The following is a 14,796-nucleotide window of genomic DNA, read 5'->3' as shown; positions in this document are numbered from 1 at the left end:
TGGCGCGCGCTTACACCCGCTCGATGATCGTGGCGGTGCCCATGCCCGCGCCGACGCAGAGGGTGACGAGGGCGGTTTCCTTACCGGAACGCTCCAGCTCGTCCACCATCGTGCCGAGGATCATGCCGCCGGTGGCGCCCAATGGGTGGCCCATCGCGATGGCGCCGCCGTTCACGTTCATCTTCTCGTGCGGAATCCCGAGCAGTTTCATCATCAGCATGACGACCGAGGCGAAAGCCTCGTTCAGTTCGTAAAGGTCGATGTCCTTCACATCCATGCCGGCTTTTTTCAGCACCTTCTGGGTCACATAGGTCGGCCCGGTCAGCATGATGCCAGGCTCGGAACCGATAGAGGCCATCGCGCGCACTTTCGCGCGCGGCTTCAGACCGAGCGCTTCGCCCATTTCCTTCGAACCGAAGAGCACGGCCGAGGCGCCGTCCACGATGCCCGACGAATTGCCGGCATGGTGCACGTGGTTGATCTTCTCGAGTTCCGGATAGCGCTGCTTGATCACTTCATCGAAGCCCATCGCGCCCATGCCGGCGAAGGACGGGTCGAGCGCGGCGAGGGTCTGCATGGTCGTGTCGGGGCGCATGAACTCGTCATGGGCGAGGCGGATGGCGCCCATCTGGTCGCGCACCGGCACGATGGATTTCTTGAAACGACCTTCCTTCCAGGCCTGCGCGGCGCGGCGCTGGCTCTCGACGGCAAAGGCGTCCACGTCATCACGGCTGAAGCCGTACTTGGTAGCGATCGTGTCGGCGCCGATGCCTTGCGGTGTGAAATAGGATTTGAGGGCAATCTGCGGATCGGAGGACCAGGCGCCGCCAGCGGCCCCCATCGGCACGCGACTCATGCTTTCGACGCCGCCGCCGATGGCCATGTCGGCCTCGCCGGTGATGACTTTCGAGGCGGCCATGTTGCAGGCTTCGAGGCCCGAGGCGCAGAAACGGTCGACCTGCACCCCCGCCGTCGTCTCGGCATAGTCAGCGTTCAGGACCGCGATGCGGGCAATATCGCCTCCCTGCTCGCCGACAGGCGAGACGCAGCCGAAAACGACATCGTCAACTTTCGATGTGTCGAGGTTGTTGCGATCCCGGATGGCCTGCAGCACCTGTGTGCCGAGGCTCAGGGCAGTGATCTCGTGCAGCGCACCGGAGGATTTGCCTTTGCCGCGGGGCGTGCGCACGGCGTCGTAGATATAGGCTTCGGGCATTTTGAAAGCTCCTTTCGGGGGATCAGGATGGGGTCGCCGGTGTTTTCACCGGGTTAAGTGTCAGAGACGCGGCGGCGCGCGCGGCTTCCTTGCCGCGCGAGTCGAAGAGGTCTGCCTGCGCGAAAACCATCGCCCGGCCGATATTGCGCAGGCGGGCCGCCACCTCGATGGGGCCGGTGCGGACAGGGCGGAGGAAATGCGTGTGCAGGTCCACCGTGGACGGATATTTTGACGTGCCCGCTTTCACGGTCGTCAGCATGCCGATGGCATCATCCATCATGGCGACGAGATAACCGCCCTGGATATATCCTGCGGGATTGGCGAACTCGGGGCTGCCATTGAAGCGAACGCGCGCAGTCATCGCTTTTGCGTCCAGCGCGAGGAGTTCGAAGCCAAGCGACACCGAGCTGCGCGCCGGGTTCGGGAAGACATCACGGAGAAGATGGCGGTCAGGCATGCGGCGTCATCGCTTTTGAAAGGGCTGAACCAGCGCGCTGGTCGTCGCGCGCGCACAGCCTGCCTTTGTCGACGTCAAAATCCTTGAGCGCCCAGCCGAACACGCGCAAAATCGGCGCAGAGGTCTCCGGGTCCGTGGGGACGGCATGGGCGTCGAAAGCCATGGCCCTACAGCGTCCTCGCGATCAGCATTTTCATCACTTCATTTGCGCCGCCATAGATGCGCTGTACGCGGGCATCGGCATACATCTGGGCGATGGGATATTCGTCCATATAGCCAAAACCGCCATGCAGCTGCAGGCACTCGTCAATGATCTTGCACTGCAGATCAGAAATCCAGTATTTCGACATCGAGGCAGTGGCCGCATCGAGTTCGCCTTTCAGCAGAAGCTCCGTACAATGATCGGCGAAGACTTTCGCCACGGTCGCTTCGGTCTTGGCTTCGGCGAGCTTGAACTGCGTGTTCTGGAAATCCCAGATCGTGCCGCCGAAGGCCTTGCGGCTTTTGACATAGGCGACCGTCTCGTGGACCGCGCGCTCGATCATGCCGATGCCCTGCAGGCCGATCACGTGGCGTTCCTGCGGCAGTTTCTGCATCAGCTGGACAAAGCCCTTGCCTTCCTCGTCGCCGAGAAGGTGGGTGGCCGGCACGCGGACCTCGTCGAAGAACAGCTCGGAGGTATCGGCCGCATGCTGGCCGACCTTGTCGAGATTGCGCCCTCGGCGGAAGCCGCCTTCGCCTTCGACCGGGTCTGTCTCTACACAGACGATCGAGATACCCTTGGCGCCCTTGGTCGGGTCGGTCTTGGCGCAGACGAGGATGAGGTTGGCGGTCTGGCCGTTCGAGATGAAGGTCTTCGAGCCGTTGATGACGTATTCGTTGCCATCGCGCTTGGCGGTGGTCTTGATGTTCTGCAGGTCCGAGCCCGCGCCAGGTTCGGTCATCGCAATGGCAGTGACGATTTCGCCCGAGCAGATCTTCGGCAGCCAGCGGCGCTTCTGCTCCTCGGTGCCATAGGCGGTGATGTAAGGGGCAATGATGGCGTTGTGCAGCGTGATGCCGAAGCCGTCGATGCCCTTCCACTGCTGCTGTTCGATGATGATGGCCTCATGGCGGAAGTCCCCGCCTGCGCCGCCATACTCTTCCGGAACCGAAGCGCCGAGCAGGCCCATCTCGCCGGCCTTCTTCCAGACATCTCGCGGCACTACGCCGGCCTTGCGCCAGGCGGGCACATGCGGCGCGCATTCCTTTTCGAAGAACTGGCCGACGGCGTCGGCGAAGATGTCGAGTTCTTCATCCGCCCTCCAGGCAGACTTCGGGACATTCAGGGGGCTTTCCAACATCAGGCAATCTCCAGGCCAGGTGCGGCACGCGGGTTGCCGCTTACGTTCACGTCAGCATGTAAGAGCTGCGGCCCGGTTTCGCCATCCGTGCCGCAGCGTCAGGAATGTATCAGAATTGGGCCTCGGTGACTGCCATCATCGCGCCTGCCCCGGTCTTTACCTTCGCGAGGTGGGCGGCCGTGTCCGGCAGCATGCGCTCGACGAAGTAGCGCCCCGTGGCGAGCTTGGCGGCATAGAAAGGGTCCTTCGAACCTGCCTTCTCCATCGAAAGCTTCGCCATGCGCGCCCACATATAGGCGAGCGCGGTGAGGCCCATCAGGTGCAGGTAGTCATGGCTGGAGGCGCCGGCATTGTTGAAGTCGCTCATGCCATTCTGCATCAGCCACATGGTGCCTTCCTGCAGCTGCGCGCGGGCGGTCTTCAGGCCTTCGAGGTAAAGTTCCATGCCGGGGGTCAGTTCGGCTTCTGAAATGAACTCGTCGATCTCGGCGAAGAAGCTGAACACCGCGCGCCCGCCATTGGCGCCGAGCTTGCGTCCGACAAGATCCAGCGCCTGGACACCATTGGTACCTTCATAGATGAGGGTGATGCGGCAATCGCGGACGATCTGCTCAAGACCCCAGTCGCGCGTGAAGCCCGAACCGCCATGCACCTGAAGGCCGAGGTTGGCGCTCTCGAGGCCCTTATGGGTGAGGTAGGCTTTCACCACCGGCGTCAGCAGGGCCATGTAGTCGCTGGCCTTCTCGCGCACTTTCTCGTCCGGCGACTTGTGCTCGAGGTCGCCCTGGAACGCTGCCCAGTAGGCGAAGGCGCGGGCGCCCTCGATGAAGGCTTTCTGCTCCAGCAGCATGCGGCGCACATCCGGGTGCACGATGATCGGATCAGCGGGCTTGTCCGGCGCCTTGGTGCCGGTCAGCGAGCGGCCCTGGACCCGGTCCTTCGCGAAGTCGAGCGCGTTCTGGTAGGCTACTTCCGCTTGCGACAGGCCCTGCAGGCCGACGCCGAGGCGGGCCTCGTTCATCATCACGAACATGGTGCGCATGCCCTTGTGCGCTTCGCCGACGAGCCAGCCGGTTGCGCCGTCATAGTTCATTACGCAGGTGGCATTGGCGTGAATGCCCATTTTTTCTTCGAGGCCGCCGCAGCTGGCCGCGTTGCGGGCGCCGAGGGCGCCATCGTCACCCACGAGGAATTTCGGGACGACGAAGAGCGAAACGCCCTTGATGCCTTCCGGCGCGCCTTCGATACGGGCGAGCACGAGGTGGATGATGTTCTCGGTCAGGTCCTGCTCGCCGCCGGAGATCCAGATCTTCTGGCCGGTGATCTTGTAGCTGCCATCAGCCTGCGGAACGGCTTTCGTTTTCATCAGGCCGAGGTCCGTGCCGCAATGCGGCTCGGTCAGGTTCATCGTACCGGCCCATTCGGCCGAGGCCATCTTGGGGCCGTACTTGGCTTTAAGTTCATCCGAACCGCCGGCCATCAGTGCCTGGTACGCGCCATGGGTCAGGCCCGGATACATGCCAAACGCCATGTTTGAAGACGAGACCATCTCGGTCCAGGCAATGTTGACGGCATGCGGCAGGCCCTGCCCGCCCATCTCCGGATGCGAAGACAGGAGCGGCCAGCCATTTTCGACAAGCTGTTTATAGGCGTCCGGGAAACCGTCCGGCGTCTTCACACTGGCGTCGGGATTGCGCTTGCAGCCCTGCCGGTCGCCGACGGCGTTCAGCGGGAACAGCACGTTCTTGGCGAACCTGGCGCCCTCTTCGAGGATCTGGTCGATCGTCTCGGGGGTCGCATCGGCAAAGCCCGGCAGGTTCGAATAGTTCTGGAGTTGCAGGACTTCGTGCAGCACAAACTGCATGTCACGGACTGGGGCGTCATAGCGGGGCATCGGGGGAAGGTCCTCTCAAACAGGAAGTTTGCGGCCTCGAATGGCAAAGCGTGTTGGAGAAGTCATTCCAACACGCCTGTGCAATCTACAATTTTATCAGTAGCGGAAACTCAGACTTCGTCGAGTTGCTTGCGCGCAACCTGCTCATAGGCAGCGGCCTGGCGCTTGGTTTCTTCCGAGGCGCCGTTGTTGGAAACGAGGTCTTCCAGCCATTCGATGCCTTTATAGAGCTCGGTCAGCGCCGTTTCGATGTCGCCGCGCTGGACTTCCAGCTCGCCAGCCTGCTTGCGGAACTTCTCCAGCATCATCTTGGTCTGGGCGCGCTTGCCGTCATTGAGCGCGTAGAGGTCCAGGATTTCGCGGATATCGGCCAGCGGCAGGCCGAGGCGTTTCAGGCGGACAATGATGGTCAGCCGGGCGCGGTCGCGGTTGGAATACAGGCGCATCATGCCGTCGCGGGCAGGATGCAGCATGTCCTTGTCTTCATAGAAGCGCAGTGCGCGCGGGGTCACCCCGAATTCCCGGGCAAGCTCGGAAATCGTGTAGGTGCGGGAATCGGCGGCAGAAATGGACGTGATTGTACGATGTTGCATGACGATGGCTCCTCCGTCCGGTGCTGCAGGCTTCTTATAACGCGTTCTAATCCTGACCTTCCGCGAACGTCAACGTAAATTTCCCCTTACGCGAAGGGAAAGACAGAGGCCCGCACGCCCCAGGCGGGAAACCGGCGCAGAAACTTACCTTTAACGCGGCCTTAACGGACACGGGTCAATTCTGCCGGGGTGTAAACAAAATCGTCCTTCCCCTTAACCTTGCGGGAGGCAGACGCAGCGTGAGGATCGGCGCATGAGCCAGACCGGATGGAGCAAGTTCAGCACCGACCAGAGGGCGCGCGAAGCGGCCCGCGAGGCCGCGCTGGCTGAGGGCATCACGCTGGGCGAGTACCTCAACCGCCTGCTGACCATGGTCGAGGAGCCCCAGCCGGGCGAGACCTCCTATTCGTATACCCGCCGCACTGGCGCGCCCCCACCACCGACGCACTCGCCCGATTCGGCCGCGACACTGGACAGGCTGACCCGGCGGATCGAGGCGACCGAGGCACGCTCCACCCTCGCGATCAACAATATCGACCATGTCGTGAACGGCCTCGCCGCGCGTCTGCAAAGCTCCGACCAGACCACGGTGGCCATCGCCAATCATGTCGAAGGCCTGATCGACGAGATGCGCGCCACGCATGAGGCGCTGCAGACGAAAGTCCGCCGTCTCGAGCATGACGACCGCAGCCCGCACAATGTCGAAGCCCTGCGCGCCCTCGAAGGCGCACTCGGCAAGCTGGCCACGCATGTCTATGAGGAAGCAGAGCTTACCCAGAACGAGACCGTGGCCATCAAGGGCCGGATCGAATCGGGCTTTTCCGATCTGGCCGACCGGGTCGAAGGCATCGAGAACCGCGTTGACCGGACGCTATCGGACGCCGCCGCTCGCGTCGAACGCGCGGTCGAGCAGGCCGAGCTTCGCGCCGAGGGCACCGCGCGCGGTCTGGCCGACCGGATGACCGGGCTCGAGTCGCAGGTGAAGGAACGCCTCGCTGCGGCCGGCCAGTCTGAAGAACGCCTCAGCGCTGTCGAGGCCGATGTCTCGGGCGCGCTGAATTCGATGGAATCGACGCTGCTGAGGATCCAGGAGCGCCTCAACCGCGCCGAGACCAGCACCGACACGGCGCTCAAGAGCCTCGAGACGACCTTCGCGCATCTCGACGAGCGGATCGAAGCGGTCGCCAGCCAGGTCGATCCCGAACTCGCCGTTCGCCTGAAGCAGGAATTCGAAGCCCGCTTCGAGGACCTCACCCGTTCGGTGCGCAGCGCGGTCGACAATGCCCGCCTCGAACTCGCCACCGAGATCGCCCATGCCGCCGCCGGTCAGGACGAAAAACTCGAAGAGCGCCTTAAGGCAGAAGTCAGTGAACTGAAGTCCCGCCTCGCCGAAGTCGAAGCACGCGAACCGGCCGACCTGACCGTCACCGTGCAGGAAGAGATCGGCCGCCTCGGCGCGAATGTCGCCGAGCGCATGGACGCCCTTGCCGCACATGTCGAAGACCGGATCGAGGAAAGCGAACTGCGCAGCGCCGAAGCGATAGAACAGGTCGGCGAACAGGTCACGGTTGCCGCCGTGCGCCTGCAGAAGCGCCAGGACGAAGCGCTCACCGCGCTCGCCCAGGACATCGACGGGATGCGCCAGGCCTCGGACGCGCGCCTCTCGGACGCGCTGGCCAGCGTGTCGGAGCGCCTCGAGCGGATGCATGCGCAATCCTCCGAATCGCTTTCCCCGGTGCAGCGCGCCATCGCTGCGCTCGCGACCCGCCTTGAAAGCTTAGAAACCTTCACGACGCCGCCGCATGTCGACGTCGCGCCGGTGCTGACCCCGGATTTCTCCGGCGAGCCGGAAGCGGTGTCGATGTACCCGGACGATCTGGAAGCCCAGTTCGAGACCGGCTCGATGTTCGAGGACGAGATCGACGCGGCGCCCGGGGCCCACACACCCCGCTTCGCCGACATCAATGATGCCGCCGAGTTCGAGGCCGGTTTCTCCGGCTGGGAAGTGGTCGAGACCAATGACACTGAAAGCCCTTACAAGTCCGACTTCGATGCCATCCGCGCTGCCGGCGAGCGCATGCTGGCGGGCGGTGACGCCCCCGTTGCGGAGCCGCACGATTTCCAACAGGCCGCCGCGCTGGCGCCCTCCGCCGAAAGCGAACCCGACGACGGGCGCGGCTTTGACCCGGTCTCCGAACTCGACGGGTTCGAAATGATCGGCGACAGCCAGACCGAGACGCGCGAATCCGACATATTCGACGACGAGACGGACTTCTCCCGCGCGATCGCCGGGACCGCGCCGCTCGCACCCGCTACCGATACCGCTACCGAAGACGTGAGCACGGCCGACTATCTCGCCCGCGCCCGCCGCGCCGCGGTGGCGGCTGCCGAGGCGACCTCCCGCACGAAACCGCACGCCGCGCCGCGTGGCGCGGAGCCGAAACCCGCAACCCGATCCGGCGGCGGCGCCAAGGTGCCGATGTTGCTTGCCGCCTCGGCCGTGGTGATCACCGGCGCCGGTGTCGGCGGTTATCTCTACCTGCGCGGCAAGCAGCCCGTGACGCCGACCCTGTCAGGCCCGGTCGACACCTATGTCGATCCAATGACCGGCGCGGCCGGCATCCCCACACTCGCCGCCGTCAGCAAGCCGGTTTCGACGGATCCCGAACAGATGCTATTCGAAGACGAGGCCCCGCTGGTTGCCGACACACTGTTCGGCGAAATCGACACCGCCGAAGCCGCTCCGCCTGCGGACGACATCATGGCGCTGGCCGAAGCCGCCGCTGCGAAGATCGAACCACCCGCGCCGGTGCTGGCCTCGGTGCAGCCGGCCGCCCCGGAGCTTAAACAAGCGACCCGCGCCGCGGCGCCGGTCGGGAAGGCGCCGCCGAAACCCACCATCGAGCCCGCCGTTGAACTCTCACCCGAGCAGGCCGCGATCCGTTCCATCGTGACGGCGGCCGAAGCCATTGAGGCCGGCAATCCGCCCTCGCTGAAGCCGGCGGAGCTCTCCGCGATGCTGACGCCGGAGCCGGACGGTATCTACGACGCCGCCAAGGGCGCCGTGCGCGGCGATGGCAGCTTCCCGCCGATCCCGGCGGTGGTGACTGTCGAAGCCGAAGCAAAAGCCGGCAACGCCGTCGCGCAGTACCAGTATGCCCAGGTGCGGATGTCGGAAGGCGATCTCGAAACGGCCGCTTCTTTCCTGCGCCGCGCCGCCCAGAAGGGCGTTGCGCCGGCACAGTATGAACTCGGCAAGCTCTATGAGCGCGGCCAGGGTGTCGACAAGGACATGATCGAGGCGCGCAGCCTGATCCAGAAGGCCGCCGAAGCCGGGCATGTCAGCGCGATGTACGACTATGCGCTGTTCCTCGCCGAGGGCGAAGGCGGCGCCAAATCGGAAGCCGATGCCGTGACCTGGTTCCAGGAAGCAGCGGAAGCCGGACACATCGACGCGCAGTACAATCTCGGCGTCGTGCATGCCGAAGGCATCGGCACGCCTCAGGATCTCGCGGCCGCACTCTTCTGGTTCCAGATCGCCGCGCGGGCGGGCGACACCGGCGCAGAACAGGAAGTCGCCCACCTGCGCAGCCGCCTGCCGATGTCAGACGCCATCGACGCCATAGAGAAGGCCGGCAAATGGAAGACGGCAACCCCGGTTGCCCTCGCCAATGGCCGCTTCGGCGCGCAGCGCTGGAACACCGGCAACCCGCTGCAGGCTCAAGCCGTGCAGACCGCACTCGGCCGTCTCGGCTTTGGCGCCGGAACCCCGGACGGCGTGATCGGGGCCCGCACCGCGCAGGCGATCAGCGACTATCAGGCGATGGAAAACCTCGAAGTGACCGGCACGATCACACCGGAACTCGTGGACCACCTGAACGCGCGGGCGGGCGGGACCCGGCGGAGCTGATCGGCGCCCGGCGCGCTCGCCCTTGATGCGCTGCGCGCACCAAGGGTAACGCAGGCGGGAAAGCTGGCCCCTAGTCCGGCTTCGCGGTCAGGTCGATGCGGCGGAGTTCGCGGATTGTGCCGTTCTCGTGGACGCCTTCGATCAGTTCCGAATTGACCAGGGCAATGACGCGGCCGCCGGTGAAGATCGGGCGGGCATTGCCGTACCAGTCGACGCAGGAGACCTCGCAGTCATAGCCGGTGGGGTTTTCCGCTTCGGGGGCGCGGCGTGTGGCGAGAAGCTCGCCAGCGTTCGAAAGTCTGCCCGCCGCGTCGGCTTCCAGATACGAGAGGTCTGAACTCGAAGACCACCACCACCAACGCTCGGACTCCTCGGAGCGCGAGACAGTTGGCAGGGCGATCAGGCCCTTACCGTCGGCGCCGATGCGGCTGTTGAACGAATGGCTGCGGTTCTCGCTTTCGTAGCGGTTCTCCATGACGAAGGTACTGGAGATTGCAGGCTCTTCGAGACGCAAATCGACGAGCGAGACGCTGAGGCCCTTGTGGTCGCGGTAACCGGTGAGCGCCATATAAGGACCGGCGCGTTCGGCGCGGATCACATCATGCGGCACGCTGACGGTGATCGGCCAGGAAGGATTGTCGACGGGCACGATGATGGCGCGGCCATCCTCGCGCACCGCTTCGCCTTCGCCGGGTGCCCAGGTGCCCCAGCCTTCTCGCGCGCCGTAGACAAGATGCGAGCCGGTGAAGCGGGCTTCGTAGTTTGTCGCGCCGGGGGATGGCAGGGGGATGTAGCGGCCGTCTGCCTCTTCGGCGAGCGTGTCGCCAAGCGCGCTGAGCGGCGTGTCGAAGAAGGTGAGCGCCGCTTCGCCGCCATAGTTGCCGGGGCAACGCTGAGAGTTCCAGTCGACCACGGCGCGGAAAGTGCCGGCGTCCATGTCCATCGAGAACTGGTTCTGCGGTTCGCCGCGCACACTGAGGACGGACGGCTGCGATCCGTCGATCGGGAGTTTGATAAGCGCGGAGGGCGCAATCTCCCGAACCGGTGCATGACCGAGGCGGCCTTTGCATCCGGCCGCCGAGAGGCCCGCGCTGCCGCTCGAGCGCTCCGACCAGGTGGGGCTGAGCCAGAGCCAGAAGGAATCCTTGGTGACGAGGAACTCGTGCTGTTCGCTGCCGACGATGGCAGTGGCGGTGCAGGCTGGCGCGGCGACATCGGTGACGCCTGAGATGTCGCACACGGTGACGGTATGGATCACCGGTTCGAGCACACGCTGCACCGGCATCCAGATATCCTCGGCGCGGAACAGCGGACGCCCGCGCAGATGTTCGCGCTCGCCGTCGGGACCTTCCTTGCGCCATTCGCGGATCTCCGGCGGGTCGAACGCGTCCCACCAGCCGCGACCCGAGGTGTAGATTGGCGTGTGGATGACGAGCTTCCCGTCGATCATGCGCGACGCATAGTTACTGCCCGAATAGTAGTCGTCGGACGAGATGTAGAAGGTCGCGTCGCGCGTGACCTTGCCGTCATTCCCGAGCTTGAGGACGGTAAACTCACTGGCATTCTCATCATAGGAATAACCGGTGACGAGGATCGTGCGCCCCGAGACGAGCATCTCGTCATACCAGGTGTCTTCCTGGTCGGAGCGGTAGACATTGGCACGGTCGGTGAGCTTCAGGCCGGCCGTTGCGCCGGGCATCAGGTCAGTGACGAAGAGGCGCCCGTCCTGAAGAACGACGAGATGGTTGCCGATCTGCTTGACGATACCGCCTTCGTCGACGCCGGCTTTCTGGTTGTTTGTGATCTCGGGGTTCTCGCCGTTTGCCGGGACCGTGCTGCCGGTAACGACGATCTCCGGTTCGGCGTCGGGCGCGGCCGCTTCCATCGCACCGGCAGGCGGCGGGGGCGGCGGGGGCGGCGCCATCGCGGCGCTGTCCATCATGCCGGTCGGCGCGGACATCGCGACCGGCATGTCGCGCCAGGCATAGACGCCGCGCTGCTTCGCCGCCTCGCGCACGAGGGTGTGCCAGGAGAGGAACTCCTTCTCGCTGCTGAAGCGCGTCAGCGTCGGCGCGCGCAGCGGATCGAGCGAAGCGTCGGCATAGGCGGGAAGCGCGCGGTCAGGTTCGGCGAGCTTCAGGTCTTCGAAACGGTTCACGGCAACCGCCGGCACGAGCGTCTCTGGCTGGACGTCCATTGTTTTCGTCTGGGGCGTGCTGCAGGCAGCCGCCGTCATCATAAGCACCGCAAGGCTCGCAGCGTGCATCAATCTCATGGGACTCCCCTCCCTTGTCTGCGGCGCAGGTTAGAACCCAGACTTGGGCGGAGTAAAGGCAAGGGTTTGGCGCAGGGATGTTCCCTCGCAGGCAAAACCGCATTAGTGCGCTTGCCATGACAAACTCGAACGACATGCCCCTCGCCGCCAAGCCCATCGACCGCGCCGCCCATCGCCGCACCGATGAAGCCTGGCTTGAAGCCGCCTTCCAACGCAGCGATGTGCTGGTCCTGATGCTGCGCGACGGTGCGCCGCTGATCGGACGCGATGGCGCCCTTGTGTGGATGGGACCGGAGGCTGACCGTGTCTCGCCGGGATCACCGCGCCTGTTTCTAGGCGAGGACAAGGCGGGCGCGCCGGTGTTTGCGCTCGAGCTTGCGCCGAAGTTCGAACCCGAAGGCTCACTGATCGAAGGCATCGGTGAGTTCACCGATTTCCGCCAGGCCGCCGCGCGCCTGCCGGCGATGGATGCCAATTGCGCGTCCACCGCGCGCAGCCTTTTCCTCTGGCACGGCTCGCACGGGCACTGCGCCAAGTGCGGCGGGCGCAACGGGGTCACCGATGCCGGATGGAAGGCGCAGTGCAGCACGTGCGGCGCCGAACATTTCCCGCGTACCGACCCGGTGGCGATCATGCTGGCGGTGAAAAACGGGCGCGCGCTTGTTGGCCGCCAGAAATTCTGGCCCGCCGGATTCATTTCCTGCCTCGCCGGCTTCTGCGAACCGGGCGAAACCATCGAACAGGCCGCCGCGCGCGAGTTGTTCGAGGAAGCGGGCATCGTGTGCGACCCTGCGAAGGCAGAATATGTCGCCTGCCAGCCCTGGCCATTCCCCTCTTCGCTGATGATGGGATTCATTTTGCCGGCTGAGTCGGAGGAAATAACCGTCGACTCAAAGGAGCTTGAGAGCGCCCGGTGGGTTCCGCGCGCAGAGATGCGCGAAATTCTTGAAGGTAAGCATGGCGAACTTTTTTGCCCGCCATCCTCTGCAATAGCCCATCATATATTGAAGGTTTGGGCCGAAAGGGACGATTGACCGTGTACGGAGGGATACACGAACTCGCCTCAAAAATGAATTTTAGGAGTTGCATTCCCGCGAATCAGCATATTATTGGGTTGCCACTCAAAGGAGATCGAAGATGGCTGTTGCAAAAAAACCTGCTGCGAAAAAACCCGCCGCAAAAAAACCCGCCGTGAAAAAAGCTGCGCCGAAAGCCGCCGCGAAAAAGCCGGCAGCTAAAACCGCTAAGCCTGCTGCCAAAAAAGCTCCGGCCAAAAAGCCGGCTGCAAAAGCGAAGAAGAAGTAAGTCTACGGACGACTTCAAAATACAAACGGGCGAACGAAAGTTCGCCCGTTTTCTTTTGTGAATTCAAGGATTTTGCGGCCGGACTTCACACGTCCCGTGAACTGCACCGGGCACGCGGGAACTCGCGCGCAGGCATGGCGAAACACCGCGAACAGGATGCGCCCACCGCGCCGCCGAAGCGCCGACCGGGTTTCCGGGCGTGCCATTCCGGCCCAAACCTGACACTCCAAACTGAAACGGCGCCGGAGGTGGCTCCTCCCGCGCCGCACACTTCAAAATCCCGGCCTCCTGGTCGACAAGACCCGGCCAGTTGGTGTTCGCCGAGGCGATGAAGCCCGGCACATCCCGTTCCCACTTCTTTTGTACGCAAGTGTTGTAGTTGAGATACAGTTTGCCATCGACGATCTTCCAGTGCTTCGCATCGCCCTTCGCGGTGTAGCCCTGGCTGACCGCCCAGGCGCAATGGCCTGCGTACTGCGGCGCGTACGTCTCCGGATCGGCCTTGAAGGCGTCGCGGTTCGCTGCACTTGCGAAGCGAAACTCGGCGCCCTTCCAGGCGGTGCTGACCTGTTTCGCGCCTTTCACCGGTTTGCCTTCGGTGAAGTAGGCAACGCGATCATAGCCCTGCACCGCGAGATCGTCGAAGGCGCCGGCATAGATCGCCGGTTCGGCGGCGGCGATCAGCGCCAGGAGCATGACGGGCGCCGCCGCGCTGGCCGCAGCGGCAAGGAGGGTGGGGAGTTTCATGGGATCAGGTTTCCACGTTTGGGGTTGAAGAAAAAGGCTGGCCGCAGCGGCGATGCGGGGGTTGGCGCGCCGCTGCGGCCAGGATCAGGACCGCGCGGGGGTGGGCGACGGTCCTTGAACGGATTGAGGCGCGGATACCGGGAAGAGCACGCGCGCGGCGGCGCCGGCGAGATCGGACAGCACGCCCCGCCCGGCCAGCATCATCGCGATCGAGGAGACCCATACGACGACCGCCATAGCGAAGAGGGCCGCGCCGTCATTGTTGGGATCGATGCCGAGCGGTGTGAAGAGATGGAAGCTGACCGCGCCGGTCATCACGGCGGCCGCGACCACCGCGCCGAGGACGCGCACGCGTCTGAAAGCGGGGATCAGGCCGGCGAACAACAATGTGGCCGCGACGAGCCCTGGCAAGCCGATCACTTACTGGCTGAACAATCCCGTCTGCGCGAACACGCCCTCGGCGCCGAACCCGGCTGCCCAGCCAGCGAGCTTTCCGAATATGGTTTGCGTCTGGGGCACGTCGGTGAACTTGAAGCGCAAGCTGTCGAGGAACACCGCCGAGGCGATCAGCGAATAGGCGATGGGCGCATAGGTGCGCAGGCGGCGTTGCATGTGTTTGGTCGCCGTTGTCTGGGGGCGGTACGACACGCCGTAGCCGGTGGCTTCAAAGCACGCCTCAGTGAAGCGGCTTCACGCCTGCGTGAGGCGCGCGCGCCCTGCCCCTCGCCGAACGCGCGGACATATCCTGTGTCCATGCATATTCTGCATGCGGGGCACGGTCCTGGACCGGATTGATGCAATGCGCCTTTTAGTTCGCGTGGCGGATGCGGGCAGTTTCTCGCGCGCGGCCACCGATCTTGAACTGGGACAACCGACGGTCCCGCGCCGCATCCAGGATCTCGAGGAGAGCCCCGGCACCGCCCTCTTTCAACGGACGACCCGCGCGCTGCCTCTCACCTAGGCAGGTACCCGCTTCTACAAGCGCGCGGCCGACATCCTCACCGAGCATGACGAGGCCGAAGCCGAGGCGCGCGGACTGGAACATGCGCCGGTCGG

The 14,796-nt window shown here is 64.4% G+C and carries 14 protein-coding genes; 4 read left to right on the top strand and 10 right to left on the bottom strand.

The annotated features are described in order from the left end of the window. Positions 1-10: 10 nt before the first annotated feature. From WEA77_RS12035 to WEA77_RS12010, 6 genes are all read right to left on the bottom strand, one after another. Positions 11-1,216, bottom strand: coding sequence for an acetyl-CoA C-acetyltransferase (locus WEA77_RS12035; RefSeq protein WP_368068127.1), 1,206 nt, complete (start codon positions 1,214-1,216; stop codon positions 11-13). Between the two features lie 22 nt (positions 1,217-1,238). Continuing rightward, a complete protein-coding gene (locus WEA77_RS12030) occupies positions 1,239-1,673 on the bottom strand; it encodes a PaaI family thioesterase (protein ID WP_368068126.1) in 435 nt (144 codons plus the stop codon). Next, complete coding sequence (locus WEA77_RS12025; RefSeq protein WP_368068125.1) at positions 1,666-1,836, bottom strand: hypothetical protein; 171 nt, start codon at positions 1,834-1,836, stop codon at positions 1,666-1,668. The genes WEA77_RS12030 and WEA77_RS12025 overlap by 8 nt, the downstream gene beginning before the upstream one ends. A 4-nt stretch (positions 1,837-1,840) precedes the next feature. Then, positions 1,841-3,016 carry an acyl-CoA dehydrogenase family protein gene (locus WEA77_RS12020; protein WP_368068124.1) on the bottom strand — a complete coding sequence of 392 codons (1,176 nt, stop codon included), beginning with the start codon at positions 3,014-3,016 and terminating at the stop codon, positions 1,841-1,843. Positions 3,017-3,125: 109 nt separating this feature from the next. Then, on the bottom strand, positions 3,126-4,910 hold the full coding sequence (locus WEA77_RS12015; protein ID WP_368068123.1) for an acyl-CoA dehydrogenase C-terminal domain-containing protein: 1,785 nt from the start codon (positions 4,908-4,910) through the stop codon (positions 3,126-3,128). Between the two features lie 110 nt (positions 4,911-5,020). Further along, on the bottom strand, positions 5,021-5,503 hold the full coding sequence (locus WEA77_RS12010; protein WP_368068122.1) for a MerR family DNA-binding transcriptional regulator: 483 nt from the start codon (positions 5,501-5,503) through the stop codon (positions 5,021-5,023). Between the two features lie 253 nt (positions 5,504-5,756). On the opposite strand from WEA77_RS12010, the gene WEA77_RS12005 reads away from it, so the two are divergent. Continuing rightward, positions 5,757-9,413, top strand: coding sequence for a peptidoglycan-binding protein (locus WEA77_RS12005; protein WP_368068121.1), 3,657 nt, complete (start codon positions 5,757-5,759; stop codon positions 9,411-9,413). A 70-nt stretch (positions 9,414-9,483) separates the two neighbouring features. Here WEA77_RS12005 and WEA77_RS12000 read toward each other — a convergent pair whose 3' ends face one another. Beyond that, entirely contained in the window at positions 9,484-11,688 is a 2,205-nt protein-coding gene (locus WEA77_RS12000) for a beta-propeller domain-containing protein (RefSeq protein WP_368068120.1), read from the bottom strand. A 116-nt stretch (positions 11,689-11,804) separates the two neighbouring features. Between WEA77_RS12000 and nudC the strand changes: the two genes are divergently transcribed. Next, complete coding sequence (nudC, locus tag WEA77_RS11995; RefSeq protein WP_368068119.1) at positions 11,805-12,722, top strand: NAD(+) diphosphatase; 918 nt, start codon at positions 11,805-11,807, stop codon at positions 12,720-12,722. A gap of 103 nt (positions 12,723-12,825) precedes the next feature. Continuing rightward, the gene (locus WEA77_RS11990) at positions 12,826-12,993 is read left to right on the top strand and encodes a hypothetical protein (protein ID WP_368068118.1); all 168 of its coding nucleotides are present in this window, start codon (positions 12,826-12,828) and stop codon (positions 12,991-12,993) included. A 63-nt stretch (positions 12,994-13,056) separates the two neighbouring features. Here WEA77_RS11990 and WEA77_RS11985 read toward each other — a convergent pair whose 3' ends face one another. From WEA77_RS11985 to WEA77_RS11975, 3 genes are all read right to left on the bottom strand, one after another. Beyond that, positions 13,057-13,689: a YHS domain-containing (seleno)protein gene (locus WEA77_RS11985; protein WP_368068117.1), complete on the bottom strand. Its 633-nt coding sequence runs from the start codon at positions 13,687-13,689 to the stop codon at positions 13,057-13,059. A gap of 135 nt (positions 13,690-13,824) precedes the next feature. Continuing rightward, on the bottom strand, positions 13,825-14,160 hold the full coding sequence (locus tag WEA77_RS11980) for a hypothetical protein (protein WP_368068116.1): 336 nt from the start codon (positions 14,158-14,160) through the stop codon (positions 13,825-13,827). Beyond that, positions 14,161-14,352: a hypothetical protein gene (locus tag WEA77_RS11975; protein WP_368068115.1), complete on the bottom strand. Its 192-nt coding sequence runs from the start codon at positions 14,350-14,352 to the stop codon at positions 14,161-14,163. A 154-nt stretch (positions 14,353-14,506) separates the two neighbouring features. Here WEA77_RS11975 and WEA77_RS11970 point away from each other — a divergent pair, with 154 nt between their 5' ends. Continuing rightward, complete coding sequence (locus WEA77_RS11970; protein ID WP_368068114.1) at positions 14,507-14,701, top strand: LysR family transcriptional regulator; 195 nt, start codon at positions 14,507-14,509, stop codon at positions 14,699-14,701. The last annotated feature ends 95 nt before the right edge of the window (positions 14,702-14,796 follow it).

The organism is Hyphomonas sp. (assembly GCF_040882205.1).
GTDB lineage: Bacteria > Pseudomonadota > Alphaproteobacteria > Caulobacterales > Hyphomonadaceae > Hyphomonas.
The sequence above is the reverse complement of the archived record's forward strand: the minus strand, read 5'-3'. Positions and strand labels throughout refer to the sequence as shown.